Below are 24,532 nucleotides of genomic sequence, written 5' to 3' on the forward strand. Positions count from 1 at the left end.
GGAGCCACTTGACCGCGACGGCACGGTGGTGGCGCTCACCGTTCCCGCCGGTCGTCGTGGCCGGGGTAGTCGCGTTCGAACCGGTCGTCGATCTCCGTCGCGTCGAACCGAACGAGCACCGGCCGGCCGTGCGGGCAGGCGTACGGGTTCTCACACTCGTCCAGCGCGGACAACAACGCCGCGACCGACCCCTCCGTCAGCGACGTCGCGCCGGTGATCGAGGGGTAACACGCCAGGTCCGCCAACAGGTCGTCTGCGGCGTCGGCCGTCGGTCGGTCGTGGGTCGCAACGTCCTCTGCGAACGAGACGAGCGTGTCTCGCAACAACTCCGGGTCCAAGGCGGCGTCGAACACCGCCGGCACGGCCGTCACCGCGACCGCACGGTCCGCCGACGGGTCGTCGACCGACTCCGCCCGGAACCCTGCGGCCGTCAGCGCCTCTCGGAAGGCGTCGAACAACGCCGCCTCCCGGGCCGTCACCGACACCGTCACCGGTTCCGCCAGCGCCTGGACCGCCGGGTCGTCCCCGTCCGCCAGCCCCGCCGCTCGCCGCAGCCGTTCGTAGTTCACCCGTTCGTCGGCCGCGTGCTGGTCGACGAGCACCAACCCCGCGGCCGTCTCGCAGACGACGTACGTGTCGTCGTACTGCCCCAACACCCGCAGCGACGGCAGACTGTCGTGGTCCCGCCAGTCGTCCGTCCGCCCGCCGTCCAGTGTCCGCTGGCCCGCCGCCGACGCCTGCCAGTCCCGCGGGGTCGGGGCGTCGCCCGCAGTCGCCGCCTCGCTCGCCGTCGCTGCCGACTCGTCGTCGTGTGGGTCGTGTGGACTCGCCGGGTCCCCCGAGTCGTCGGCTGGGTCCCCCGTGTCCGTCGTCCCCGTCTCGTTCCCGTCGGCTGGGCCTCTCGCGTCCGTCGTCCCCGCCTCGTTCCCGTCGGCTGGGTCCGCGTCGTCCTCCGACTCCGTCGCCCCCCACGCCGACAACACCTCGTCTGTGGTCGTCGCCGTCTCGTCGTCGGCCGCCCCCATGGAGTCGTCTGTGGTATCGTCGCGCGGCGTGTCGGTCTCCGCAGCCGCGTCGGTGTCGGTGTCGGTGTCGGCGTCCGTCGGGCCCGACGCCGTGTCGCTGTCCTCACTCGGTGAGGCGTCGTCGGTACCGGTCGGTGTGGCGTCGTCGGTGTCGCTCGGCGAGGCGTCGCTAGTGTCGTCACCCTCGCCCGGCGTCGGTCCGTGACCCGCCCCGCCCAGCACCGCCGGGTCCAGCTCCGTCTCTTCGGGCGCGGACCGTCCGCGTGGCGCGCTCGTCCGGAGGAGCCCCGCAGACAGCAGTCCCTCGCGGACGGTCTCCCGGACCGTCTCCACGACGGCCGCGTCGTCGTCGAATCGCACCTCGGTCTTCCGTGGGTGGACGTTCACGTCGACGGCCGCCGGCGGGACGGAGACGGACAACACGGCGAACGGGTACCGGTCCGCCGCCAACTGCCCGTCGTACGCGTCCACGACCGCCCGACGGAGTTGGCCGTCTCTGATCCACCGCCCGTCGACGAACGTCGTCACGTACGACCGGCTCGCCCGGGTCGTCTCCGGCTCCGACACGAGCCCGGTCACCCGGACCTCGGCGTCCGTCCCCGCGACCGTCACCGACCGCGCCCCCGACACGGACAGCATCGACTCCGCCACCTCGCGACCGTAGACGGACAATACCGCCGACCGCCGGTCGCCGTCGCCGGGCGTGGCGAACACCTCTCGGTCGTCGTGCTCCAACGACACCGCCACCCCCGGGTTGGCCAGGGCGTACGCCGAGACGACGGCGTTCACGCGGTCGAACTCCGTGGCGGCCGTCTTCAGGAACTTCCGGCGGGCCGGCGTCTCGCCGAACAGCTCCCGCACCGTGACGACGGTGCCGGTCGGACAGCCCGCCGGCGTCACCTCTCCGGTGTCGCCGTGGTCGACGACCACCTCCGCGCCCGTCTCCGCGCCCGACGGCCGCGACCGCACCGTCAGCCGCGACACCGCACCGACCGTGTACAACGCCTCCCCGCGGAAACCCAGGCTGCCGACCCCGGCGTCCAGCTCCCCGATCCCGTCGAGCTTGCTCGTCGCGTGTTCCGCGACCGCCCGCCGGAGCTGGTCGCGGGCGATCCCGTGGCCGTCGTCGCGCACTCGGATCGACTCCTGGCCGCCGTCCGCGACGCTGACGGCGACACGGCTCGCGCCGGCGTCCAAGCTGTTCTCGACGAGTTCCTTCACCACGCTGGCCGGCCGTTCGACCACCTCCCCGGCGGCGATCTCCCGGACCGTCCGGTCGTCCAAGGGTGTGATCTCGACGGGGTCGCGCTCGCTCATCGTCCCGACCGTGTCACGCTGTGGGATTCACTCTGTCGGGTCCGGAGGCTCCGGAGGGGCCGGCGACACCGAGCGTCGGGCGACGCCCGACCCGGCTCACGAGTCGTCGATCCGTTCCTGCCACTCCTGCACCTGCGACATCAGCTCCAACGGCGACACCGCCGTCACGTCCGTCTCCTGCAGTTCCGAGACGACCGCTTCCGTCTCCGGATCGACGGCTGGAGCGTCGGAGTCGTCGCCATCGTCGGCGGCAGCCTCGTCGGCGCCGTCGGCGCCGTCATCGCTACTACCGCCCTCGCTCCCGCCGGTGAACTCTCCGGCCGAGAGGTCGAACACAGCCTGTGTCGGCTCGGAGTCGCCCGCCTCGCTCGCGTCACCCGCCTCCCCGCCACGAGCCTCGATGGCCTCCTCGGCCCGGAGTCGATCCAGCACCTCGTCGGCGCGGTCCACGACCGGACCCGGGACGCCCGCCAGGTCCGCGACGTGGACGCCGTACGAGCGGTCCGTCGGGCCGTCGCGCACCCGACGGAGGAACGTCACGCCGTCGTCGTCCGCGACGGCAACGTGGACGTTGTGGACCCGGGGGAGGTGGTCCGCGAGCGTCGTCAGTTCGTGGTAGTGGGTGGCGAACAACGTCTTCGCCCGGACCTCGTTGTGGAGGTACTCCGTGGCCGCCCAGGCGATACTGATCCCGTCGTACGTCGCCGTCCCACGACCCACCTCGTCTAACACGACCAGCGAGTCAGCCGTCGCGGAGTGGAGGATGTTCGACAGCTCCTGCATCTCCACCATGAACGTCGACCGGCCCTGTGCCAGTTCGTCCAAGGCGCCGACGCGGGTGTAGACCCCGTCGACGACCGGCAGCGTCGCGGCGTCCGCGGGAACGAAGCTGCCGGCCTGCGACAGTAACACGATCAGCGCACACTGGCGCATGTACGTCGACTTGCCGCTCATGTTCGGCCCGGTGACGATCAGGAACGAGCGGTCGTCGTCCATCCGGAGGTCGTTCGGGACGAACTCCGTCGTCGCCTCGACGACCGGGTGGCGCCCACCCTCGACGGCCAGCCGACGGTCGTCCGACAGCGTCGGTCGCACCCAGTCCGCCTGGGCGGCGTGGGTCGCCAGCGCCGCCAGCGTGTCCAGCTCCGCCAGCGTCCGGCCGACCGTCTGGAGCAGTTCCGCGGCCTCGGCCACCCGTTCGCGCACCTCCGTCACCAACTCCGACTCCAGTTGCTCGCGGCGTTCCTCCAGCCGCAGCACCTCGCGTTCCCGCTCTGCCAGCTCGTCGGTGACGAACCGCTTGGAGTTCTTCAGCGTCTTGATCTCCCGGTAGTGCTCCGGCACGTCGTCGGCCGACGACTTCCCCACCTGAACGTAGTAGCCGTCCGTCTTGTTGCGGTCGACCGTGACGTGGCTCAGCCCGTGCCGGCGCTTCTCTCGGTCCGCGAGCTCGTCCAACCACTCTCTGGCCGCCTCGTAGTCGTCGACGACCCCGTCTAGTTCCTCGTCGTATCCGGGCGCGATCACCCCCTCGCCGGGGTCGTCCGGATCCGCGGCGAGTGCGGACTCCAGCTCCTCGTACAGCTCCCGGGCGGCCGACTGGTCCGGCTGCGCCAACACGTCCGCCACCGGCCCGTCCGACAGCGGCGTGTCGGCGACCGCCGCCGCCAGCTCCGGGAGGAGCCCCAACGCCGTCCGGACGGCGACGAGGTCCCGCGGGCCGGCGCTCCCGTTGGTTGCCCGGGCGGCCAGCCGCGCTACGTCGGCCGTGCCGGACAACAGTTCCCGGAGTCGGTCGCGGGCCAGCGCTGCTCCCGCCAGCGCCTCGACGGCGTCGTGACGCCGACGGATCTCCGTCCGGTCCTGGGTGGGCGCCGTCAACCACTCCCGGAGCAGCCGCGAGCCGGCCGCCGTCTCCGTGTGGTCCACCGTGGACAGGAGCGTGCCGTCCGTGTCCCCCTGCATCGTCTCGACCAACTCCAGGTTCCGGCGGGTCGTCGCGTCCAGCGTCACCCGGTCGCCGGCGTCCAACGGCCCCAGCCGAGTCATCGACGCCGTCACGCCGACGCCAGTCGTCTCCACGTACGCTAGCACCGCTCCGGCGGCCGCGACGGCCGCCTCGGCGTCCAGTCCGACGGCGTCCAGCGCGGTCTCGCCGAACTGCTCGCGCAGGCGGTGACGCGCCCGCCCGGGGGCGAACGCCGTCGTCTCGTGGAGCGTGACGGTCGCGTCGTCCGCCCGGTCGACGGCCGGGTCGTCCGTCCGGGCGTCCGGGCCGGGCAGGAGTTCCACCGGATCGAAACGGTGGAGCTGTGCGGTCGCGGCCGTCGCGTCCGCGACCCGGCCGGCGCGGAATCGACCGGTGGTCACGTCCGCGAACGCCAGCCCGTAGCCGTCGCCGTCCGTCTCCCGGACGACGGCCGCGAGGTACCGCGCCGCCGCGTCGTCCGGGTCGATCACGGTGCCGGGCGACACCACCCGTTGGATCTCGCGGGCGTGGCCGCCGGCCGTCTCGTACTGGTCCGCGACTGCGACGCGGTAGCCCCGTTCCACCAACGACCGGACGTACGGCTCCAGGTCGTCGACGGGCACCCCGGCCATCGGGTACGAGGAGCCGTGCGAAGACTTCTGTGACACCTTCAGGTCCAGTTCGTCCGCCACCGTCTCCGCGTCCTCACCGAAGAACTCGTAGAAGTCGCCACACTGCATCGCCAACAGATCCGCCGCTGTCTCCCGCTTGAGCGACATGAACTCGCCGACGATTCCGGAGGGAGCGCTCATACCCCTCTCGTCTGCCGACCGCCGGGTAAAGTCCTGCGGGACGGGCGAGGGCGGGCACCCCGTCTGGTGTGCCGGGCTCTGGTTTCGTCACAGTCAGTGAGGTGAACAACAGACAGACCTATACCGTAGCCCTCGTACCGTAACGTATGGAGTTAGGAGAGGCAATCTCCGAGCTGGAGCGCGAGTGGGAGATCAGCCACAGCCACGAGATCGAGCGCGTTGCTAGATCTGTCTCCGATCTGCAGGACTAACTCAACTGTTCTAAGTAGCCCGCGAACTCCGCTCTCCCGAGGCCGCTCTGTGCCGGGTCGACCTGTTGCTGACGCTGTAGAATCTGCTCGGTGAGCTCCTCGCACAGTTCTTCGTGGTCTTCTGCGTACTTCTCGTGTGACCGGTTCAGGTCTCTCATCAGATCCCACTGCTCCAGGTCGATCTCTACCCCACCCTTTCTCACGACGGTCTCACAGCCGAGTTCGTCGAGATGGTAGAATCTGGGAGCGTTTCGCCTGACAGTCAAGATTCGTTTGGACTTCCTGATGTACTCGTCTGCCCACTCCTTCCACTCGTAATCGGAAGTGTGCACTCTCGGCAGGTCGAATTCCCGCTCGTTGGCGGCGACGTACCGTTCGAGCATCGTGAGACTCGTCCGGTGGTTCGCGTTTGGAAACGGGTGACGAAGAATGAGGTTCGACATCAGTCGCCCACCGATCTCTGTCACTGTTCCGTCCCAGTCTACGCGATCGAGCGCGTCAACGACCCCCTCCAGTTCCAGCTGTTTGTACGCCCGCAACCGTTCGTCTTCCTCCATCCGCTTGTCTTCGACGACAGCCTGGAACGCTTGTAGCGATCTGATCAAAATCGTGCGGGTCGGGGCTTCGACCTCGGAAGCTAACCGCTGTGGATCCATTTCGACTTCCTCGGCGCTCTTTGGGGCCTCTGATCCGGCGTACAACACGTACGCTCTCTCGTCGAGATCGTACGACAGTACGTCAGTCTCGGATTCGTCCAGTTCGTCGGCCTTGGCCTCAACAGAACTCCGGTCGGGGTGGACAAAATCGATCGACATGTGGTTTCTATCTGGGTGGTGGTATCTGACAGCCATATTTGAGGTATTAGTTACGGCATACAAATACTCGAGGGTAGACTCACACTCGGACTATTTTGTAGGCCGGCCCGCCCGCGACGGACGGACCGGCCCTGTCGCCCGTCGTCGGGCGCGGACCCCTACCCGGTGCCCGGACGGCACGACGGTGGACTGCCTCGCCGCGACGGACTTGGCACTTGTGTTCTCGCGTCCGCGCCCGAGCGTGGCGCTGCCGGGCGTCGAGCGGGGTGAACGAGAGCCGCTGGAAACTCCGAGAACGGGCGTCGTGCCCGAGGGCGTCGGACGTGGCCGGACCTCCGGCCACGGCGTCAGTTCACTGGTACTCGGTGATCGTCAGGGTGTAGGTGCCGCTCCCCTGGTAGGAGTCGACGGAGATGTACAGGTCCGTCGAAGTGTCCGGGTTGTCGATAGTGATCGACTCCTGGCTGTCCGTCGTGTAGGAGGCGTAGTCGTTGCCGTAGTAGTCCGGACAGGCCGCCTCGCCGTCGTTGGCGTACAGGTCGAAGTCGGCGTCCGACGGGCCGGACAGCTCGATCACGACCTTCGACGGGCTGGAGTAGTTGAACCCGTACGTCCAGCAGTCGCTGTCGTAGGAGCTGGAGAGGGAGTCGTCCAGCGACGCCGTCGTGGAGTCGCCCCCGCCGCCGCCACCGCCGTCGCCACCGTCGCCGCCGTCGCCGGGCTGTGTCGTGACTGCAGCCTCTGCGTCGACAATCCCGGAGCCCTCCTCCGAGTCCGACAGCGACGTGTCGTTGGCCGTCGCCTTCAGGTGGCTACGTGTGGTGACGTTGTCCGTCCCCCACTGGTCGATGATCAGCGCGGCGACACCCGCCGCGCACGGTGACGACATCGAGGTGCCCGACAGACGCTCGTACTCGCCACGGCCCGTGGTCGTCGTCGACAGGTAGTCGACACCGGGTGCGGCGACCTCCACGCCGCTGCCCGTGTTCGTGAAGGAGGCGAGGTTGCCGTTCGCGTCGACCGCGGAGACGGCGATACACTCGCTGTAGGCCGCCGGGTAGCCGACGGAGCTCCGAGAGGCGTTCCCGGCGGCACAGACGATCGTACAGCCGGCGTTGTTGGCGTAGCTCACGGCGTTCTTCATCGTGTCCGTGTAGCCGCCGCCGCCCAGCGACATGTTGATCACGTCTGCGCCCTGGTCTGCGGCCCACTGGACCGCGTCGGCGATGTCCGTCAGAGAACCGCTGCCGGACTCGTCCAGCGAGCGACCGTTGATGAGCCGAGACTGGCTGACGCCCGCGACGCCCGTGCCGTTGTCCGTCTCGGCACCGGCGATTCCGGAGACGTGTGTGCCGTGGTACTCGTTGGTGGCGTCCGGCGCCGGGTCGCCGTCGTTGTCGGCGAAGTCCTTGCCGGGGTCACTGGCGAAGTTGCCGTCGAGGTCCGGGTGGCTGTACTGCGCTCCAGTGTCGATCACGGCCAAGGTGACGTTCGACGATCCGAACGTCGTGTCCCAGGCCGCACGAGCGTTGATCAGGTCCAGCGAGGGCTGACTCGGCTCCTGCGGGTCGTTGACCGCCGCCTGTGCCTCGAACGTCTCGTTGCGCTCGGCGTACTTGACGGCGCTCTTCTTCGTGACCGTCTCCATGAAGTTCTGCTTGGCCCGTTCCGAGGCCCGACTCGGGAACTTCACCGAGACGTAACGGAGCCGTTCGTTCTTGTGGACAACCTCCGCGTTGCCCGGCACCGCACTCGAGACCTCCTTCTCCATCGACGAGACGTCCGGCGAAGCCGAGACCCCGACGACGATCTCGTCCTTCTTGGGACCGAGCTCGCGTCCGCTCGGATTCGCCGAGACGACGCCGCTGGCTGCCGCCGCCCCTGCAGCGGCACCCGTCGTCTTCAGGAAACCACGCCGTAGCATACCCCTGTCGTTGTCTGACATGCTTCGCTCGTGCAATTCGGGCGGGCCTACTTGATACTTACGCCTACCTACAGTATATAACCGAGACAGATGTGGATATCTCACGACGATACGTGTAATACGTCCGATGCGCCGTGTAGCGCAGACGCGTGTGAGAGTCCCCCAAGCGTACGATTTCGGAGACTGGGAGTTGATCTCGTATCTGAAACGTGTATCGTACACCAGATTGAAGTAGCGTTTCCTAGCGGTTCGTACCCGCGACGACCGTCGCGACCCGACGGGAGGCGAATCTCTCCACGAACGTGGTGTCGGCGGCAAGCTTCCGGGACTGCAGCCGTCTCGCGGCCGGTGACGGCGAGTGCGGGGAGCCACGGCGACGGTCGTCGCGCCGTCGGCACGTCGGTCGTCCGCAGGGGGCCGTGGCTCGCGCGCGGTCACCCGACGTGTTCCGTCGGTCTCTTGCCCACCGCCGCGAGACGGGAGGTATGGAGTGGCTCGGTCGGCTGCTGGGCGGCGGCGAGCGCGCGGACGACGAGACGGACGAAGACGACAGTCGGGGCCCGCCGCACCCGCCCGGGAGCGTGCCACAGGGTGTCGCCCTGTTCGTCGACGGCCCGAACGTCCTCAGAGAGGAGTTCGACGTGGACTTAGACGACGTGCGCGAGGCGGCCGCCGACGCCGGGCCGTTGGTCGCCACACGGCTGTACCTCGACGAGCACGCGCCCGCGGGACTGATTCAGGCCGCCGAAGCGCGTGGCTACCGGGTGGTCACCACGAGCGGCGACGTGGACGTTCGGCTCGCGGTCGACGTGGCCCGGTTCGTCGCCGAGGGACGGGCCGCCACCGTCGCCGTCGCCTCGCGTGACACGGACTTCAAGCCCGCCCTCGAAGTCGCGAACGAGTACGGGCTCGCCACCCTCGCCATCGCACCCGGCGAACACGGCCGGTCTGACGCGCTGCGAAACGCCGCGGACCGCGGGCTCACACTCGCCGACGGCGAGACGTAGTCGACGCATCCGACGCCGGCAGAGTCGACGCACCCGACATCGCCAGAGTCGACGCACCCGATGTCGCCAGACCCGACTCACTCGACGCCGACTGCCGCCTGCGTCTCGACACCCGCGAGCGCCGTCGAGGCGTGTGCCGCCAGCGTCTCCAACAGGTCCACGTCCTCGTCGTCGTAGTCGATCTCCGCGGTCGTCGACAGCGAGACGATCGTCGCCCGCCCTCGGTCCGTGCGGACGGAGATGACGAGCGCCGCCTCCGGGCTGTCACCCCCGAGCTCCACCGTCGTCTCCGCGTACCGGGCCGCCTCGATCTCTTCGTCCGGCTCCACTGCGGCCGCCAGCGACTCCAACACCGCGAGCTCCTCGTCGCCTCGGAGTGTGCTGTCGACGACTGTCACCGCGGGCTCGCCGTCCGTCTCGTCGACGAGGAGGAACGCCGCCCCGTCGCCCGGGATGAGGAACTCGACGGCCTCCACGCACAGCGCACTGATCTCGTCGAGCGTCTGCGAGCTGTTGAGCGCCTTCCCGTAGGTGTTGAGCGCCGAGGCAGACCGGGCGAACGCCTGGATCCGGTCGCGGTCCGCCCGGCCGCGTACGTCGTACACCCCCACCAACAGCCCCAGCAGCGCCCCGCCGGTGAACCCGTCGAGGAGCAGTCCGGCGACGGCGATGGAGCCGGCGACGCCCAGCACCGCGAGGGTCGACACCGCCGCAACCGTGGCGCCGCCACCGACGGTCCACGCCAACAGCCGGTCCGTCTCCCCGCCCGGCACGTCGCGGAGCGTCGCCCACCCCCCGGCGTACGTCACCGCCGCCGCCACCGCGAGCATCGGTCCCGTCCGGATGGCGACTACCGCCGTCGTCCCGTCGCCGGCCGTCAGCGCCTGTGCGGCTGCCAGCCCGACGCCGAGCGCAGAGAGCGTCACGGCCGCGAGCGTCTCCCGTCGCATACCTCGGGCGTTCGAGCGGCCGTCTGGTAAAGCTTCGTCCGCCCGCCGCCCAGCGGTCCGTCCCGTCGCCCCCGGCGACTCAGCGGTCGATCCCCCCACCGTCGCTCGCCACGACCGACCGCACCTCCTCGGGCGTGACCACCGCGAGGTCGCCCGCGACCGTCCGTTTGAGCGCCGCCGTCGCCGCCGCCCACGACAGCGCCGTCTCCACGTCTCCCCCGCGGGCCCGCTTGGCCAGGTAGCCGCCGACGAAGGCGTCGCCCGTGCCGATAGCGTCCAGCGTCTCCGCCTCGTACACCGGCTGTCGCGTGACTGTGCCGTCGTGGAGCGCCAGCGCCCCCTCGTCGCCCCGCGTGACGATCACCGTCTCGAAGTCGTGGTCGGCCGCGAGCCCGCGGGCGACCCGCGCTGCCGGACTGTCGCCCGGGTGGTCGTCCGTCTCGCCGTCACGGTCGAGCACCGTCGCCGCGTCCCGCTGTGCGGCCACGAGCACGTCGACCTCGGGGAACAGTTCCCGGAACCCCTCCCGCGCCGCCGCGGGCGACCAGAGCTTCCGGCGGTAGTTCAGATCGAAGACGGTCGTCGTGCCGGCCGCCCGCGCCCGCTCCAACAGCGTCCGGGTCGCCTCGGCGGCGGCCGTCGACAGCGCCGGAGTGATCCCGCTCGTGTGACAGTAGTTGGCTGCCTCGGCGCGCCCCACCGCCAGCTCGTCGGGCGAGACGGTCGTGATCGACGCGCCCGTTCGGTCGTAGATCACGTCCGTCCCGCGTGGTTCGCCGCCGGGCTCCAGGTAGTAGGTGCCCAGCCGGGCGTCCGGGTCGTCGTCCCAGGCCACGGCCGGCTCGACGCCGTGACTCCGCAGTTCCCGGACCACTCGCTCTCCGAGCGGGGACTCGGGCAGCTTCGACAGCCAGGTCGCGTCGACGCCCAACGACGCCGCCGCGACGGCCACGTTGCTCTCTGCCCCGCCCGCCCGGGCGTCCAACGTCCGGGCGGTCGAGAGCCGTTCACCGGTCGGCGGGGAGAGACGCAGCATCGTCTCCCCGAACGTCACAATCTCCGTCACACCCCGTCCGTGGCCGACGCGGCTGAAAAACCCGCCGGGGTGGGCCGGGCGGCGCGAACAGAAGACAACGCTTAAACTCCGCGGCGGTGGAATCCTCGGGTATGGCTGGATCTATCGAGGTACTCGTTCCGGGCGGCCAGGTGGACCCTGGTCCGCCGCTCGGCCCCGAGCTGGGGCCGACCCCGGTCGACGTGCAGGCGGTCGTCCAGGATATCAACGACGAGACGGCGGCGTTCGACGGCATGGAAGTGCCCGTCACCGTCGACTACGAGGACGACGGCAGCTTCGGAATCGAGGTCGGTGTTCCCCCGACTGCGGAGCTCGTCAAAGACGAGGCCGGCTTCGACACCGGCTCCGGCGAACCCCAAGAGGAGTTCGTCGCCGACATGAGCGTCGAACAGATCAAGACGGTCGCCGAACAGAAGCAGTCGGACCTCCTGGCGTACGACCTGAAGAACGCCGCCAAGGAGATCGTCGGCACCTGCACCTCGCTGGGCGTCACCATCGAGGGCAACGATCCGCGGGAATTCAAAGAACGGATCGACGCCGGCGACTACGACGACGTGTTCGCGGCCTGACGCCGGCCCCGTATTCTTCCCCTCAATCGTGCCGCGAACGAACAGCGTTTAGTCGCGGCGCGCACAGGAGTGGACGTGTACGACTACCACGTCCACTCGCTGTACTCGGACGGCGAGTACTTCGAGCCGATGCTGTCGGCCGCCGCCGAGGCGGGCGTCTCCGCCGTCGGCTTCGCCGACCACTGCAACCTCGCGGGCGACGCTCGGCGGCGGCGCGAGCGGGCGCGGTACGGTCGGAACTTCGATCTCACCTACGAGCGCCGCCGGGAGGCGCTGGCGGCGTTGGACGAACGGACCGACCTCACCATCTTCGACGCCGTCGAGGTGGACTACGAGCCGGGACTGGAGTCGGAGATCGACGACTTCCTGACGACCGCCGACTTCGACTACGCGCTGGGCAGCGTCCACTACGTCGACGACCAACACGTCTTCTCGTACGACCCGTTCGAGGGCGGTGAGGCCGCTCGCCGTGACTTCGTCGACGACTACTACGAGACGATCGTCTCGCTCGTGGAGTCGGAGCTGTTCGAGATCGCCGCCCACGTCGACATCGTGGAGTCACACCCCGCGCTCTCCGGGATGACGACGTGTGAACACGCCGAGATGGTCGCCGACGCCTTCGAACACTCTCGGACCGTCCCGGAGCTCAACGCCGGCCGTTTCGACGACGACGACAAGCCCGCCTCCTTCCACCCGGAGGGGCGCGTGTTCGAGGTGCTCTTAGAGCGTGGGGTTGAGTTCACGCTCGGCTCCGACGCCCACGAGCCCGGCGACTTCGCCGAGCGGATTCCGGCGCTGCGGGAGCGGGTGGAGCGGTTCGAGTTGGAGCCGGTGTGCCCGTTGTAGGGGATGGTCAAAGAACACTCAACTACCTTTACCGACTTTGACTTGATAATGGGTTTATAACACACCAGAACCTATTAACCGCTATGCTGGAAAAGAGGAATATGGAGACCCATTACAGAATTTGAGTATGCAGAGAAAAGGAATTTGGCTCTTAAGTGGGATGAAAGAGCTAAAGTGCCTGGGCGCCAGAATCTGGGCGTATGCTGACGCTCGGTGACGAAGAATCCCTCCTCATGGATATAAAAGAGGGGGTCCAGTACGCTCTCTATCTTGGTAAGCAAGAAGGAAGATTTACCGAATGCGATATCCTTCTGGACAAAATTCGAATGAATAAGCTACAGTATATAGTTAATGAAGAAAGAGATTTAGGCCTGACCTTCGGTTGGTTCAAGTACGGACCAGCCCCCGAAGATGTTACTACAGGCACAGGAGTAGAACTCGGGCCGAAGTCGGGCGACGAGATCGCACAGTTGGAGAGAAGTCGGCTGCCGAGCAAGAACCACCTCTCAACAGAAGCATTTGCTTATTATTTCCTTAAGAACCTCAATGACGAATTCGATAGGATTGTAACCGCAGAAGAGACAAAAGTGTATTTGGAGGATTTTTATAATCAATACGGCCCTAAAGACAAATACGCTAATCAGTTCACTAGTCTGTACAAGGCCAGCGTCCGTCTTCAGCGAACGCTTGACGCGATCGGTGATGGGGGAAGTTGGCATCAGGATTCTACACAGTACTATTACGAACTAGATAGGAGATTTCTATCAGTGAGCGAAGAGATAGCCAAGCACGACTCACTAACCTATACACTCGAACCATTTGAGGAGTATCAGTTGTTACTCACAAGTATAATTTCAGAAGCTGATGCAAAGGACAAAATATCGGCAAGACAGCAGTCATTTATCGATAACGTTATTCGTACATTCTACAATACAGTTTGGGACTTCGTGAGTCAGGAGATATCTCTTCAAACGATGCGCGGACAGAACGTAGACGAGCTTCGGCCAGGAGTTGAGGCAAGCGTCCAAAAATACCGTGAAGGGTCCTGGAGGTCAGAGTTGAATGCGCTGAGAGAGAGAAGGGAGACAGTAGAGCTGGAGCCTCAGATAGATGATATAGAGGAAATAGACTCTGAGGGAAATCAGCAGAGTGAGGGGCAGTCGTTGGACGAAGAGATGGTTGAGCAGATCTCTGAAATGGGAGCAGAGGTGATCAGTAATTGAACTTTCCCGAGTACGGGGATCTGATACACGTCGATTTTACTCCATCTGAGAGATCCAAGCCTGGGGAGTTTGAGGACCCACACCCCGCAGTTGTAGTCCAATACACCAGCCAGGACGACAGAGCTGTGGTTGTCGCCCCGGTCTCATCGCGCGAGAAGGATAGCCGATCACGCGAAGTCAAACTTCCTGCTGAAACCCCCGGATTAGACGAAGAGTCAGTGGTAATTCTGAATTTAATAACTACTGTTTCATTCGATGGCCGAGTGGAGCCGGAGGACGATGGAGATTTAGACTCTTGGAGGCTTGGAAAGGTCCCACCTAAAAAGATGGAAGAGGTACAGAAGAAACTCAAGCGGTTGTTCAGAATCTAAGGCAGTGTATCACCACCAGACTGGGTAAATAAACACCCCACTTACATTCACTTGTGCTTCGGCAGAATCGATTGATAGTCCCGGGCGGATTCGAACCGCCGTCACGGGCTTGCTTCCGCGCGGGGACCGAGCGCGTCCAAAGGCCCGTATGATTGGCCACTACACCACGGGACTACGATTCGTCGGTAGACGGTCGTCCCACAAGAGTCTGCCGTTCGTGGGTCAGTCCGCCCCAGCCTCTTCTAACTCCATCAGCGCGCAGGCGTCGGTCTCGGCGTCGAAGCAGTCCGGACACTCCTCGGCGCGGTCGACGAGTCGGTCCAACCGTTCGGCGACGGTGTCGTCGATGACGGCCTCCAACGACCGGGCTTCGACCCGGAACGCCTCGACCTCGAGGACGTTCGCCAGGAACCGCTCGATGATGCAGTAGTTCGACAGTGCGTCGCGGGCGCGGACGATTCCCTCGTCGGTGAGGTCGACACCCTTGTACTTCTCGTGGTTTGCGAGCCCGCGGCCCTCCAGTTTGCCGATCATCTCGTTGGCGCTGGCGGGGCTCACCTCGAGCGCGTCGGCCACGTCGCCGGTGGAGGCGGGGCCGTCTTCCACTTCCTGGATCAGGTAGATCGCTTTGAGGTACTGATCTGCCGTATTCATGTTCGTCGTTCCATCATGTCGGTCACGGTCTCGACGCCCTCGGCCTCCTCTTCGCGTATCTCGCGGAGCGTCTCGACGAGTCGATCGCGGTCGAGTGAGAACTCCGCGTCGGCCGCGAGCGTCGACTCGTCGGCGTCGTCGTCCGTCACCCCGAGTGCTCGCAGGAGGTCGTCGTAGAACTTGTAGGCCGTCTCCTCGTTGCACAGTTGGTCGTACAACACGTCGTCGAAGGCGTCGTCTGCGGCGTACTGTGCCTCGACGACCGCCTCGATCTCCTCGTAGGCGACGGAGTCGGCGTCCAACTCCGCGATCAACGCCTCCAACCGCTCGCGGTGTTCGGCCGACTCCTCGGCTGCCTCGGCCAACAGCTCCGTGACCGGCTCGTCTACCGCCTGCGGCTCTCGGCGAACGTGGTGGGTGGCACCCGCCTCCACCATCTCCTCCAACACGACACCGATCTGGAGGAGCCGCGCGAGCTGCCGGTCGGAGTCGACCGCGCGGCCGAGGCTCACGGTCCCCCCTCCGGTCGTCGACTGTCTCTCATGCTCGACACTCTGTGAGTCGCAGACTTAAGCCCTCGCACGCGTCGCCAGCGGGGTCGCGGTGTGTGGCTGTCCGGCTCGGCGACGGCTCACTCCGTCGCGGCCGCGACGCGCTCCATCAGCGTCTCTGGGTCCTCGGCCGGCTCCCCGTCCGGACGGACGACGGCGGTGCCGTCGGGAGCGTCGTCGGCTCCCGGGACGACCACCTTCTCGTGATCGGCGACCCGCAGGGCGGCGCGGTGGAGGTCGCTGCCGGGCGCCGTCCCGACGGCGACGACGAGCGGGTCGGAGCGGTAGCGGTCGACCGTCCCGCCGTAGCCGGCCACCTGCGCGCCCATCCGCTCGGTCGCGCCGGCGAACGCCGTCAGCGCCCGCCGGCCGCGTGCCCGGTACGACTGGTCGCCGGTCAACACGGACAGCTCCAACAGCCCCTCCGCCAGCGTGACGCCGTCGTCAATGGGCCGCAGCGGCCGGTCCAACAGCCCGACACCCGTCGCCGGCCCGTCGCGGAACCCGTCCTCGTCGCCCAGTCGATCGATCAGTCGGTCGGCGACGCTCCGGGCCACGTCGACCCCGTCACCGAGCACCTGGGCGGCGGTCGTGAACGCCCGGACGACCCGTGCGCCGTCGGCCAGCACGTCCGTCGGCGCGTCCGGGTCGGCGAAGTGACGCACCCGACCGTCGTCGTCGACGATCTCCTGGCGGAGATACCGGAGCACTCCCTCGGCGTCCCGGCGGGCGGTCTCGTCGTCCGTGCAGGCCACGAGCGTCAGCAACGACGCCGCCAGCGTCGCGTTGCCGTCCGCGTACGGCGTCAGATCCCGGCGGCGACCGTCGGGACCGACGCTGCCCCCGTAGCCGTCGCCCACCCGGAGCTCCGACCGGAGGTAGTCGGCCGCGTCCGTCGCCGCCGTGTGGTACGCCTCGTCGCCGGTGTACAGGTACCCCCGGGCGAACGCTCCCAACAGCGCGGCGTTGTCGAGCAGGAGTCGTTCCTCGTGGGTGTCCGACCAGTCGCGGGCGGCCGCGTAGCGGTCGAAGCCGCCGTCGTCGCCTTGGAGGTGCGCCTGGACGGCGTCCAACGCCCGTGTCGCCCGGGTGCGGTCTCGCTTGAGCGCGAACTCCACCGTCTCCGGCAGGGGGAACTTCGCGTCCGTCCCCCACCCGGCGAACTCCGGGTCCCACTGCTCCGTCAGCTGGCCCGCGAAGTGGCGCGGAATCGACGCGTCGAGGTCACCCGCCGGCGTCGGCGCGTTCGCCAACGCCCGCGGCACCCGACCGGCCTCCGTCCCCCGGCTGTCCCAGGTCTCTCGCACTCGGTCCAGGATCTGGCGGAACCCGTCGGGCGCGAGGTAGGTCGCCCCCGTCAACAGCTCCCCCTCCGGGGTGCAGAAGACGGTCGACGGGAACCCGCCGACGTTGTACCGCTCTCGCACTCGGGGTCGACGGTCGGCGTCCACCTTCACCGGGACGAACCCGTCGTTCACGTTGGCTGCGATCCGGGGCTCGCCGAACGTCTCTGCCAGCATCTCGTGACAGTCGTCACACCAGGTCGCCGTCAGGAACAGGAGCACCGGCCGTCCCGTCTCGGCCGCGTCCGCGAACGGCTCCGGCCCCCACTCCCGCCACTCGACGCGGGAGTCGTCTCCCGGCGTCGACTCGCTGTCGTCGTTCACGGTCACGCTGAGGGTTCCGGTCGCATGAACCTCGCGGCTCGCCGACCGGCCACGGCGGTGGTGACCCGACAGTCTGTGCCGCAGGGTCACGGCTTCGTCCAGCGCAGCCGAGGAAAAGGCTGATACACCGCTGCCGCGAATCGGCGGCATGGTCGACACCCGGTACCTCCTGGCGGCACTCCTGGGGGTCCCGTTGATCGACGCGACGCTGCTCGTGTTCGTCGCCGGCGCTATCGGTGGGGTGACGACGGTGTTGCTCGTCGTGTTGACGGGACTCGTCGGGATGCTCCTGGTCCGCGCGGAGGGCCGTCACACCCTCAGACGAATCCAGGGGTCGCTCGCGGACGGTCAGCCGCCCACGGACGAACTGCTGGACGGTGCGTTCCTGATCGCCGCCGGGGCGTTCCTGCTCACTCCCGGGCTCGTCACGGACGTGCTCGGGTTCCTGTTCGTCCTGCCGCCGACGCGGTACCCGCTGCGGGAGCTGCTGTCCCGGCGTGTGGTCACGCCGTACTTAGACGAGAAGACCGGCGGGTTCGCCAGCGGAAACGTCTACATCGGGGGGTTCCCCGGCGACGACGACGGCGACGGCAGCGCGTTCGGAGACCACGACGCGAGCGAGGAACGACGACGCGCGGAGTCGGACGGCGACACCGTCGACATCGGCGACGACGAGTACAGCGTCGAGTAGGTAACCGACGACAGTACAGCGTCGGGTAGGTTACCGACGACAGTACAGCGTCGGCGGCGGCAGACGAGTGCAGGCAGTGTCTACCCGTCTTTCTCCCAGTCGATCCACTCCTGTTCCCAACCGGTGCGGGCGAAGTAGCCCTGCCGTTCGAACTCGCGGTCCTCGCGTCGGGTGCGATTTCGGACCGGCGCGCCGGGTTGTTCACCCTCTGCCAACAGGGGTCGGAGGGCGACGTCGCCGCCGTCGGCGACGGTCTCCCCCCCCGAGTCCCCGTCGACCTCGACGGCGACGATCTCCTGCCCGCCGGCGCGACCCCTGGGGACGACCAGGCGCCCGTCGGGAGTGAGTTGGTCCAACAGAGCACTGGGCGGGGAGACGACGGCGCCTTCGACGAGGACGCGGTCGTAGGGGGCGTAGCGGGCGAGTCCGTCGGAGCCGTCGGTACGGTCGACGAGCACGGCGTCGTAGCCGGCGGCCGCGAGGTTGTCGCGGGCCTCCTGCACCATCCCGCGGGCGATGTCGACGGCGTGGACGCGGCGGGGGCCGACGATCTCTGCCAGCACCGCGGCGGTGTAGCCGACACCCGCGCCGACGACGAGCACCTCGTCGTCCGGCGTCGCCGCGAGCACGTCGAGGAATCGGACGACTGTCGCCGGCGAGAGGACGCGGGTGTCCCCCTGCTGGCCGGTCCGGTTGGCGTACGGCGCCTCGGCGACGAACTCGTGTCGGGGAACGCGCGCCATCGCCTCCCGGACCGGGTCGGAGGGGGCGCGACCGAGACTGTGTTCGACCCCGTCGAGCATGTCCTCCCGGAGCAGTTCCGGGTCGGGGCTGTCCATACGACACCTCCGCAGTCGTCGCTATTGAACCACTCGGTGCGGCGGCTCGGGGGGCAGCGGTGACCCGAGGTCTGTCGGACCGCCAGAACGATACGCCGGCCGGCCGCGGGTGGGCGTGTGTCAGATCCCACCGTGTTCGCACACCGCGGCTGTCCCGCACGCGGCCCCGAGAACACCGTCGCCGCCTTCCGACGGGCGGCAGCCCGTGTTCCGGCGGTCGAACTGGACGCCAGACGCTGTGGCTCCGGCGAACTGGTCGTCTTCCACGACGACACGCTCGACCGATTGCTGGGGCTCGACGGCCGGGTCGCCGAGACGTCGCTCGACCGACTCCAGTCGCGTGGCGTCCTCGACAGCGACGAGCGCGTGCCGACGCTGTCGACCGCGCTCGCGGCGATCCCCGACGACGTGACGGTCAACGTCGAGCTGAAGGAGACCGGAATCGCCGACGGCGTCGCCAGAGCGGTCGCGGCCGTCGACAACGAGGTGCTCGTCTCGTCGTTCTCGCGGACGGCGTTGTCGGAGTACGCCGCCGTCGCCGACGACCCGCGGGCGTTCGTGACGGTGCCGGACGAGTGGGAGAGTGCCGTCGAGACGGCCGCAGACGACGGCTGTGTCGCGCTCCACCCACAGTACGAGACCCTGTTCGTCGGCGACGACGACCGCGTCGAGACCGCCCGCCGCCGGATCGAGACCGCCCACGATCACGGACTGGCGGTGAACGTCTGGACGATCCGGTCGCCGGATCCGGTTGCGGATCTCCGGGCGGCCGGGGTCGACGGTCTGATCGCCGACGACTGGGCCGACGCCGGCGTCTCGGACGAAGGTTGAAGTGAAGAGCCGGGACCAGACGCCCCGTGCACCGAGCCAGCGACGACGGTTCGAGCGAACGACGACGGCGGCGGCCGACACCACACACCTGTCGTGGGCGGCGGCGCTGGAGTCGACAGCGCCGTTCGGGTCGACGCCACTGCTCCGGTCGGCGACACCGTCGACGGCGACGACGCAGACGACGCAGACGACGGCGACACACGACGGACGACGGGGTCATCCGGCGGCGGCGCGGCACTGGCGACTCCTCGCGGCCCCCAGTGTCGCCAGTGGTCGTCGGCACCGTCGCGTTCCTACTGACGGCTGCCGCGGTCGCGGTCGGGATCGGGCTCCTGACGGCGGCGTTCCCGAGGCCGACGACGGCGCTCGGAGTCGGTGGCGACGGGTCGACGGTCGGCGTGACCGACGAGAGTGCGGCCGTCGGGCTCGCGCGGACCGTCGCGCTCGTCACCGGCGCAGTCGGCGCGGTCGTCGGACTGTACGCCGTCGGACGGGCGGCCCGTCGGTGACGGGCGAGCGACGGTACGGCTGGTGGCCGTAGTCCGTCGGTACCGTGGACGGCGAGCAGCCCCTGGCTCGTCGTCACTGGGGTGTGCGGGGGCGAGGACGGGGGCGTTCCCGCGGTCAGGCGCGTCGTTCCTCGCCGTCCCCCCCGGGGGCTCCGGCAGTCGGGTCGACCGGGCCGCCGTCGGCGTCCGTCGGGTCGCCCCTGTCGACGCCGTCCGCAACGGTGACGCTGCGCTGTGGGAACGGGATGTCGACGCCCGCGTCCGTCAGCGCTGCGTACAGCCCACGGTTCACCCGGTGTCGGGTCTTCCCCTCCACCGTCGGGGAGGCAACCCAACAGAGGAGGTCGTACTGGAGCGCAGAGTCGCCGAACGACCGGAAGCGCATCCGCGGGCAGGGCTGGGCCAACACGAGCGGCTCCCCGTCTGCGACCGCGAGCGCTGCCGCCTCGAAGGCGTCCAAGTTCGTGTCGTAGCCCACGCCGACGGGCACCTTGATCCGCTTGCGCCGCTCGGGGGCGGACTCGTTGGTCACCTTCCCCGCGTTCAACGTGGAGTTGGGGACGGTGACGAGCACCTCGCCGCGGGTGAGCAGCGTCGTCGACCGGACGCCGACGTCGACGACCGTCCCGGAGTCGCCGTCTTCGAGGACGACGAAGTCGCCGACGCGGTAGGTGTCGTCGACGTACAGCGCCAGCCCGCCGAAGAAGTTGGCGACCGTGTCCTTGGCGGCGAAGCCGACGGCGACGCCCGCGACACCGGCCGCGCCCAGCAACGGTGTCACGTCGACGGTCCACAGCGACAGGAGGCCGAACCCGGCAGCCCCGCCGACCGCGAGCGTCCAGACGTTCGACAACACCGGCGCAACGTCGTAGTGGTGATCGCCGGCCCGCATCGTCTCGACGACGGCGTCGGCCACCCGGATCAGCCCTCGTGCCCAGACCAACAGGACGACCGACAGCGCCGGCCGCCCGAGGAGCTGCTGGACAGCCGTGTCGCCGAGGACGGCGGCAGTCGCCGGCAGCAGTGCGACGGCGTACACGCCGCCGAGGAACACGCTCGTCACGACCGGGAGCCGAAGCTCCGCGAACACGGCGTCGTCGATCGCGCTGTCCGTCCGGGCGACGACCCGCCGCAGCAGTTCTAGCCCGACCCGTTCGGTTGCGACCGCGAGCACAGCCGTCGCGGCCACGACGACGGCGACCGCCTGCCACAGCGGCAGCCCGCCGAGCGCGGCGGCGACCTCGGTCGGCAGCGTCGAGACGGACTGGAGCGGGACGACGGTGGGGGCAGAGGCGTGTGTCATGCTCTCACAACGCGGCCGGGAGGCATAGCCGTATCCGTCGGCGTGGTGTGCGCAGTGTGAACGGTTTTGTGGTCGGCGAACGGAGCGATCGTATGGTCGCAGCCGAGTCGGAGACGGATCTGGAGATCGGCGACGAGGCACCGCCGTTCGAACTGCCGGGCGTCGACGGGGAGTACGCCCTGTCGGCGTTCGACGAGACGGCAGTGCTCGTCGTGTTCACCTGCAACCACTGTCCGTACGCGAAAGCGAAGTTCGACCTCCTGAACAGTCTCGCGGCGGAGTACGACGACCTCGCGGTCGTCGGGATCAACCCGAACGACGCCGAGGAGTACCCCGACGACTCCGTCGAACAGATGGAAGCGTACGTCGAGTCGGGAGAGACCGCGTACGACGCCTACCTCCGGGACGAGAGCCAGGCGGTCGCGCGGGCGTACGGCGCCGTCTGCACGCCGGACCCGTTCCTGTTGGCGCGCGACGACGACGGCTACCGGCTGGCGTACCACGGCCGGCTGGACGACGCGCTCAATCCCGACGACGAGGTCACGGAGGTGTACGTTCGGGAGGCGATCGATCGGGTGTTGGCGGGCGAGGTCGTGGAGATGGACCCCGGGCCGAGCCGGGGCTGCTCGATCAAGTGGCGGGAGTGAGTTGGCGCGAACCGCAAGGGTCGTACCGTTGCCCGCCGACGCTCGGGTATGGACCTGTTCGGAACGGCCGGCATCCGCGGCGACGTGCGCGACCGCGTGACGACAGACCTGGCGCTGCGGGTCGGACGCGCCGTCGGCGCCCACGCCCACGAGGCGGGCGACCGGGAGTTCGTCGTCGGGCGCGACGGGCGGACCACCGGCCCGGGGCTGGCGGCGGCGGTGGAGTCCGGGCTGCTGGCGACCGGCGCGGACGTGCGCCGGGTCGGGCGCGTCCCGACGCCGGCGCTGGCGTACGCCTCCCGCGGTCGGCGAGGGGTGATGCTCACTGCCTCCCACAACCCCCCGACCGACAACGGCATCAAGCTGTTCGTCGACGGCCAGGAGTACGGCGAGACCGCCGAGACGGCAGTCGAGTCTCGCGTCGCCGACGACCCGGGCCACGCCGACTGGACGGCGTGGGGCCAGCGGACGGAGACGGAGCCGTTGGCGGCGTACCGCGAGGCGATCCGTTCGTACGCCGAGCGGTTCGGTGCCGACCCGTCGGAGACGACGGTCGCGGTCGACTGCGGCAACGGCGTCGCCGCGCGGGCGACCCCACAGGTGTTGCGGGCGCTGGGGGCGAACGTGGTGACGCTGAACGCCAACGTCGACGGCCACTTCCCCGGACGGGAGTCGAAGCCGACGCCGGAGACACTGCGAGATCTCCGGGCGTTCGTCGCCGACGGCGACGCCCAGCTGGGGATCGGTCACGACGGCGACGCCGACCGGATCGTGATCGTCGACGGGGACGGGGAGGTGGTCCACGAGGACACCGTCCTGGCAATTCTCGCGGAGGCGTACGTCCGGGCCCAGGAGTTCGCGGACCCCGTGGTGGTGACGACGCCGAACGCCTCCGGTCGGATCGACGAACGAGTGGCGGCCGCCGGCGGCCGCGTCGAACGAGTGGCGCTGGGCTACCTCCACGACGGAATCACCGCGGCACGCGAGGCCGGCGGCGACGTGGCGTTCGCGGCAGAGCCGTGGAAACACGTCCACACGGCGCTGGGCGACTGGATCGACGGGGTCGCCAGCGCCGCCGTGTTCACCCGGCTCGTCGCCGAAACGGGACTGGACGGCCTGCGTGAACCCGTCACAGAGCGACCGTACCGCAAGGAGAGCGTCGACTGCCCGGACGACGCCAAGCGAGCAGCGATGGAGCGGCTGGAGACGGCGCTGCCGGCGGCGTTCCCGGAGACGGACGCCGAGACGGAGTACGGCGTCCGGCTGACGTTCCCGGACGAGTCGTGGCTCCTGGTCCGCCCCAGCGGGACGGAGCCGTACGTCCGGGTGTACGCCGAGAGCGACGAGGTAGACCGAGTGGTCGCCGAGGCGGTGGAGACGGTCCGGGAGACTGTCGAGACGACCACGGGGTGAGCCCTCGCCGCAATAGCAGTATATAGACCGGTATCGGTATATGGCCACGAGACGTAGATTCGGAACGAAACGGTCCGAGGCGCCCGATTTCGGGGGAAGCGTCCGCCCCGAGGCGAGAGTTTTAAATCGTTAACTACCACCAGTACAGACGAGTATGACACGAGACATCGACAGACGGCAGTTCGTGCGCGCCGCGGGGCTCGCGGGCGTCGCCGGACTGGCTGGCTGTGCCGGTGAGAGCGGGGGCGGCGGGACCGAGACGGCGACCGCGGCCGCGAACATCGGGATGGTGTACGCCACCGGTGGCTTGGACGACGGGTCGTTCAACGACCAGGCCCAGCAGGGACTCCAACGGGCCAGAGAGGAGTTCGACATCGCCTCCGACCGGACACAGCCCAGCGAGGTGTCGCAGTTCACGAACTTCCAACAGCAGTTCGCGCAGTCGACGAACCCGGACTACGACCTGGTGTGTTGTATCGGGTTCCTCCAGACGGACGCGCTGGAGCAGACCTCCGAGTCACACCCGGAACAGAACTTCATGATCGTCGACAGCGTCGTCGAGCGCGACAACGTCGGCTCCTACGTGTTCAAGGAACACGAGGGGTCGTACCTGGCGGGTGTACTCGCCGGGATGCTCTCGACGCGGGAATTCTCCGCCGGGGCGGGCGAGAGCGCCGGCAACGCCAACGTCGGCTTCGTCGGCGGCGTCGAGGGGTCGCTCATCAAGAAGTTCGAGGCCGGCTACCTCTCCGGGCTGGAGTCGATGGACACGGACATCCAGACGCAGTCGACGTACGTCGGCTCCTTCTCCGACCCGCAGGGCGGGAAGGAGGCCGCGCTGTCGATGTACGACAACGGCGCCGACGTGGTGTACCACGCCTCCGGCAACACCGGGACGGGGGTGTTCCAGGCCGCACAGGAGCGAGGGAAGTTCGCGATCGGCGTCGACCGCGACCAGTCCGTGACGAAGAGCGCCTACGCGGACGTGATCCTGGGGTCGATGGTCAAGCGCGTCGACACGGCGGTGTACGAGTCCATCGCGTCCGTCGTGAACGACGATTTCGACGGCGGCGCGGTGACGACGCTCGGCCTGGACAGCAACGGGGTCGCGCTCGTGTACGGCGACGAGCTCGGCGGCGACGTGCCCGAGGACGTGAAGTCCGCGGTGTCGTCGGCCCGCGAGGGGATCATCGGCGGAGACATCTCCGTTCCGACGGACCCGAGCGGCGTCTGATCGGCCGTCGCAGTCGGGGACACGGGTGGTGTAGCGTCG

At 68.4% G+C, this 24,532-nt stretch carries 22 protein-coding genes and 1 tRNA gene; 11 read left to right on the forward strand and 12 right to left on the reverse strand.

Annotated features, from left to right (window positions below; genetic code table 11):
• Nucleotides 1–35: 35 nt before the first annotated feature.
• The 4 genes from mutL to RYH79_RS11075 all read right to left on the reverse strand — a co-directional run bounded on the left by mutL (nt 36) and on the right by RYH79_RS11075 (nt 8,134).
• On the reverse strand, nt 36–2,342 hold the full coding sequence (gene mutL / locus RYH79_RS11060) for a DNA mismatch repair endonuclease MutL (RefSeq protein WP_370899069.1): 2,307 nt from the start codon (nt 2,340–2,342) through the stop codon (nt 36–38).
• 96 nt (nt 2,343–2,438) lie between these two features.
• Nucleotides 2,439–5,123: a DNA mismatch repair protein MutS gene (gene mutS / locus RYH79_RS11065; protein ID WP_370899071.1), complete on the reverse strand. Its 2,685-nt coding sequence runs from the start codon at nt 5,121–5,123 to the stop codon at nt 2,439–2,441.
• Between the two features lie 247 nt (nt 5,124–5,370).
• Nucleotides 5,371–6,225 carry a DUF8172 family protein gene (locus RYH79_RS11070; RefSeq protein ID WP_370899073.1) on the reverse strand — a complete coding sequence of 285 codons (855 nt, stop codon included), beginning with the start codon at nt 6,223–6,225 and terminating at the stop codon, nt 5,371–5,373.
• A 316-nt stretch (nt 6,226–6,541) separates the two neighbouring features.
• Nucleotides 6,542–8,134: a S8 family peptidase gene (locus tag RYH79_RS11075; protein ID WP_370899075.1), complete on the reverse strand. Its 1,593-nt coding sequence runs from the start codon at nt 8,132–8,134 to the stop codon at nt 6,542–6,544.
• Between the two features lie 464 nt (nt 8,135–8,598).
• On the opposite strand from RYH79_RS11075, the gene RYH79_RS11080 reads away from it, so the two are divergent.
• Nucleotides 8,599–9,120, forward strand: a complete 522-nt coding sequence (locus RYH79_RS11080; protein WP_370899077.1) for an NYN domain-containing protein — start codon at nt 8,599–8,601, stop codon at nt 9,118–9,120.
• A gap of 77 nt (nt 9,121–9,197) precedes the next feature.
• On the opposite strand, the gene RYH79_RS11085 is transcribed toward RYH79_RS11080, so the two are convergent.
• Both RYH79_RS11085 and kdgK1 read right to left on the reverse strand, forming a co-directional pair.
• Nucleotides 9,198–10,070, reverse strand: coding sequence for a GAF domain-containing protein (locus RYH79_RS11085; protein ID WP_370899079.1), 873 nt, complete (start codon nt 10,068–10,070; stop codon nt 9,198–9,200).
• Between the two features lie 79 nt (nt 10,071–10,149).
• On the reverse strand, nt 10,150–11,136 hold the full coding sequence (kdgK1, locus tag RYH79_RS11090) for a bifunctional 2-dehydro-3-deoxygluconokinase/2-dehydro-3-deoxygalactonokinase (RefSeq protein ID WP_370899081.1): 987 nt from the start codon (nt 11,134–11,136) through the stop codon (nt 10,150–10,152).
• A gap of 101 nt (nt 11,137–11,237) precedes the next feature.
• Between kdgK1 and RYH79_RS11095 the strand changes: the two genes are divergently transcribed.
• The 4 genes from RYH79_RS11095 to RYH79_RS11110 all read left to right on the forward strand — a co-directional run bounded on the left by RYH79_RS11095 (nt 11,238) and on the right by RYH79_RS11110 (nt 14,154).
• On the forward strand, nt 11,238–11,714 hold the full coding sequence (locus RYH79_RS11095; protein ID WP_370899083.1) for a 50S ribosomal protein L11: 477 nt from the start codon (nt 11,238–11,240) through the stop codon (nt 11,712–11,714).
• 75 nt (nt 11,715–11,789) lie between these two features.
• Entirely contained in the window at nt 11,790–12,560 is a 771-nt protein-coding gene (locus tag RYH79_RS11100) for a PHP domain-containing protein (RefSeq protein WP_370899085.1), read from the forward strand.
• A gap of 200 nt (nt 12,561–12,760) precedes the next feature.
• On the forward strand, nt 12,761–13,783 hold the full coding sequence (locus RYH79_RS11105) for a DUF8098 family protein (protein WP_370899087.1): 1,023 nt from the start codon (nt 12,761–12,763) through the stop codon (nt 13,781–13,783).
• Nucleotides 13,780–14,154 carry a type II toxin-antitoxin system PemK/MazF family toxin gene (locus tag RYH79_RS11110; protein WP_370899089.1) on the forward strand — a complete coding sequence of 125 codons (375 nt, stop codon included), beginning with the start codon at nt 13,780–13,782 and terminating at the stop codon, nt 14,152–14,154. Before RYH79_RS11105 ends, RYH79_RS11110 begins: the two co-directional genes overlap by 4 nt.
• A 75-nt stretch (nt 14,155–14,229) precedes the next feature.
• On the opposite strand, the gene RYH79_RS11115 is transcribed toward RYH79_RS11110, so the two are convergent.
• From RYH79_RS11115 to RYH79_RS11130, 4 genes are all read right to left on the reverse strand, one after another.
• Nucleotides 14,230–14,328, reverse strand: a tRNA-Gln gene (locus RYH79_RS11115).
• 48 nt (nt 14,329–14,376) lie between these two features.
• Nucleotides 14,377–14,808, reverse strand: a complete 432-nt coding sequence (locus RYH79_RS11120) for a metal-dependent transcriptional regulator (protein ID WP_370899091.1) — start codon at nt 14,806–14,808, stop codon at nt 14,377–14,379.
• A complete protein-coding gene (locus RYH79_RS11125) occupies nt 14,805–15,320 on the reverse strand; it encodes a ferritin-like domain-containing protein (RefSeq protein WP_370899093.1) in 516 nt (171 codons plus the stop codon). The genes RYH79_RS11120 and RYH79_RS11125 overlap by 4 nt, the downstream gene beginning before the upstream one ends.
• A gap of 119 nt (nt 15,321–15,439) precedes the next feature.
• A complete protein-coding gene (locus RYH79_RS11130) occupies nt 15,440–17,026 on the reverse strand; it encodes a DUF255 domain-containing protein (RefSeq protein ID WP_370899095.1) in 1,587 nt (528 codons plus the stop codon).
• 148 nt (nt 17,027–17,174) lie between these two features.
• On the opposite strand from RYH79_RS11130, the gene RYH79_RS11135 reads away from it, so the two are divergent.
• The gene (locus tag RYH79_RS11135; protein WP_370899097.1) at nt 17,175–17,717 is read left to right on the forward strand and encodes an FxsA family protein; all 543 of its coding nucleotides are present in this window, start codon (nt 17,175–17,177) and stop codon (nt 17,715–17,717) included.
• A gap of 80 nt (nt 17,718–17,797) precedes the next feature.
• Here RYH79_RS11135 and RYH79_RS11140 read toward each other — a convergent pair whose 3' ends face one another.
• A complete protein-coding gene (locus RYH79_RS11140; protein ID WP_370899099.1) occupies nt 17,798–18,556 on the reverse strand; it encodes a protein-L-isoaspartate O-methyltransferase family protein in 759 nt (252 codons plus the stop codon).
• Between the two features lie 117 nt (nt 18,557–18,673).
• Here RYH79_RS11140 and RYH79_RS11145 point away from each other — a divergent pair, with 117 nt between their 5' ends.
• Both RYH79_RS11145 and RYH79_RS11150 read left to right on the forward strand, forming a co-directional pair.
• Nucleotides 18,674–19,387 carry a glycerophosphodiester phosphodiesterase gene (locus RYH79_RS11145; RefSeq protein WP_370899101.1) on the forward strand — a complete coding sequence of 238 codons (714 nt, stop codon included), beginning with the start codon at nt 18,674–18,676 and terminating at the stop codon, nt 19,385–19,387.
• Nucleotides 19,388–19,647: 260 nt separating this feature from the next.
• Nucleotides 19,648–19,896: a hypothetical protein gene (locus tag RYH79_RS11150; protein ID WP_370899103.1), complete on the forward strand. Its 249-nt coding sequence runs from the start codon at nt 19,648–19,650 to the stop codon at nt 19,894–19,896.
• 115 nt (nt 19,897–20,011) lie between these two features.
• Here the strand turns inward: RYH79_RS11150 and RYH79_RS11155 are convergent, their stop codons facing one another.
• Complete coding sequence (locus RYH79_RS11155) at nt 20,012–21,199, reverse strand: mechanosensitive ion channel family protein (RefSeq protein WP_370899105.1); 1,188 nt, start codon at nt 21,197–21,199, stop codon at nt 20,012–20,014.
• Nucleotides 21,200–21,291: 92 nt separating this feature from the next.
• Here RYH79_RS11155 and RYH79_RS11160 point away from each other — a divergent pair, with 92 nt between their 5' ends.
• The 3 genes from RYH79_RS11160 to RYH79_RS11170 all read left to right on the forward strand — a co-directional run bounded on the left by RYH79_RS11160 (nt 21,292) and on the right by RYH79_RS11170 (nt 24,493).
• Nucleotides 21,292–21,846, forward strand: a complete 555-nt coding sequence (locus RYH79_RS11160) for a thioredoxin family protein (RefSeq protein ID WP_370899107.1) — start codon at nt 21,292–21,294, stop codon at nt 21,844–21,846.
• A 48-nt stretch (nt 21,847–21,894) separates the two neighbouring features.
• Nucleotides 21,895–23,259 carry a phosphohexomutase domain-containing protein gene (locus tag RYH79_RS11165; RefSeq protein ID WP_370899109.1) on the forward strand — a complete coding sequence of 455 codons (1,365 nt, stop codon included), beginning with the start codon at nt 21,895–21,897 and terminating at the stop codon, nt 23,257–23,259.
• Between the two features lie 154 nt (nt 23,260–23,413).
• On the forward strand, nt 23,414–24,493 hold the full coding sequence (locus tag RYH79_RS11170; protein WP_370899111.1) for a BMP family lipoprotein: 1,080 nt from the start codon (nt 23,414–23,416) through the stop codon (nt 24,491–24,493).
• The last annotated feature ends 39 nt before the right edge of the window (nt 24,494–24,532 follow it).

Origin of the sequence: Halobaculum sp. MBLA0143, from assembly GCF_041361465.1 — an archaeon.
Taxonomy (GTDB): Archaea; Halobacteriota; Halobacteria; order Halobacteriales; family Haloferacaceae; genus JAHENP01.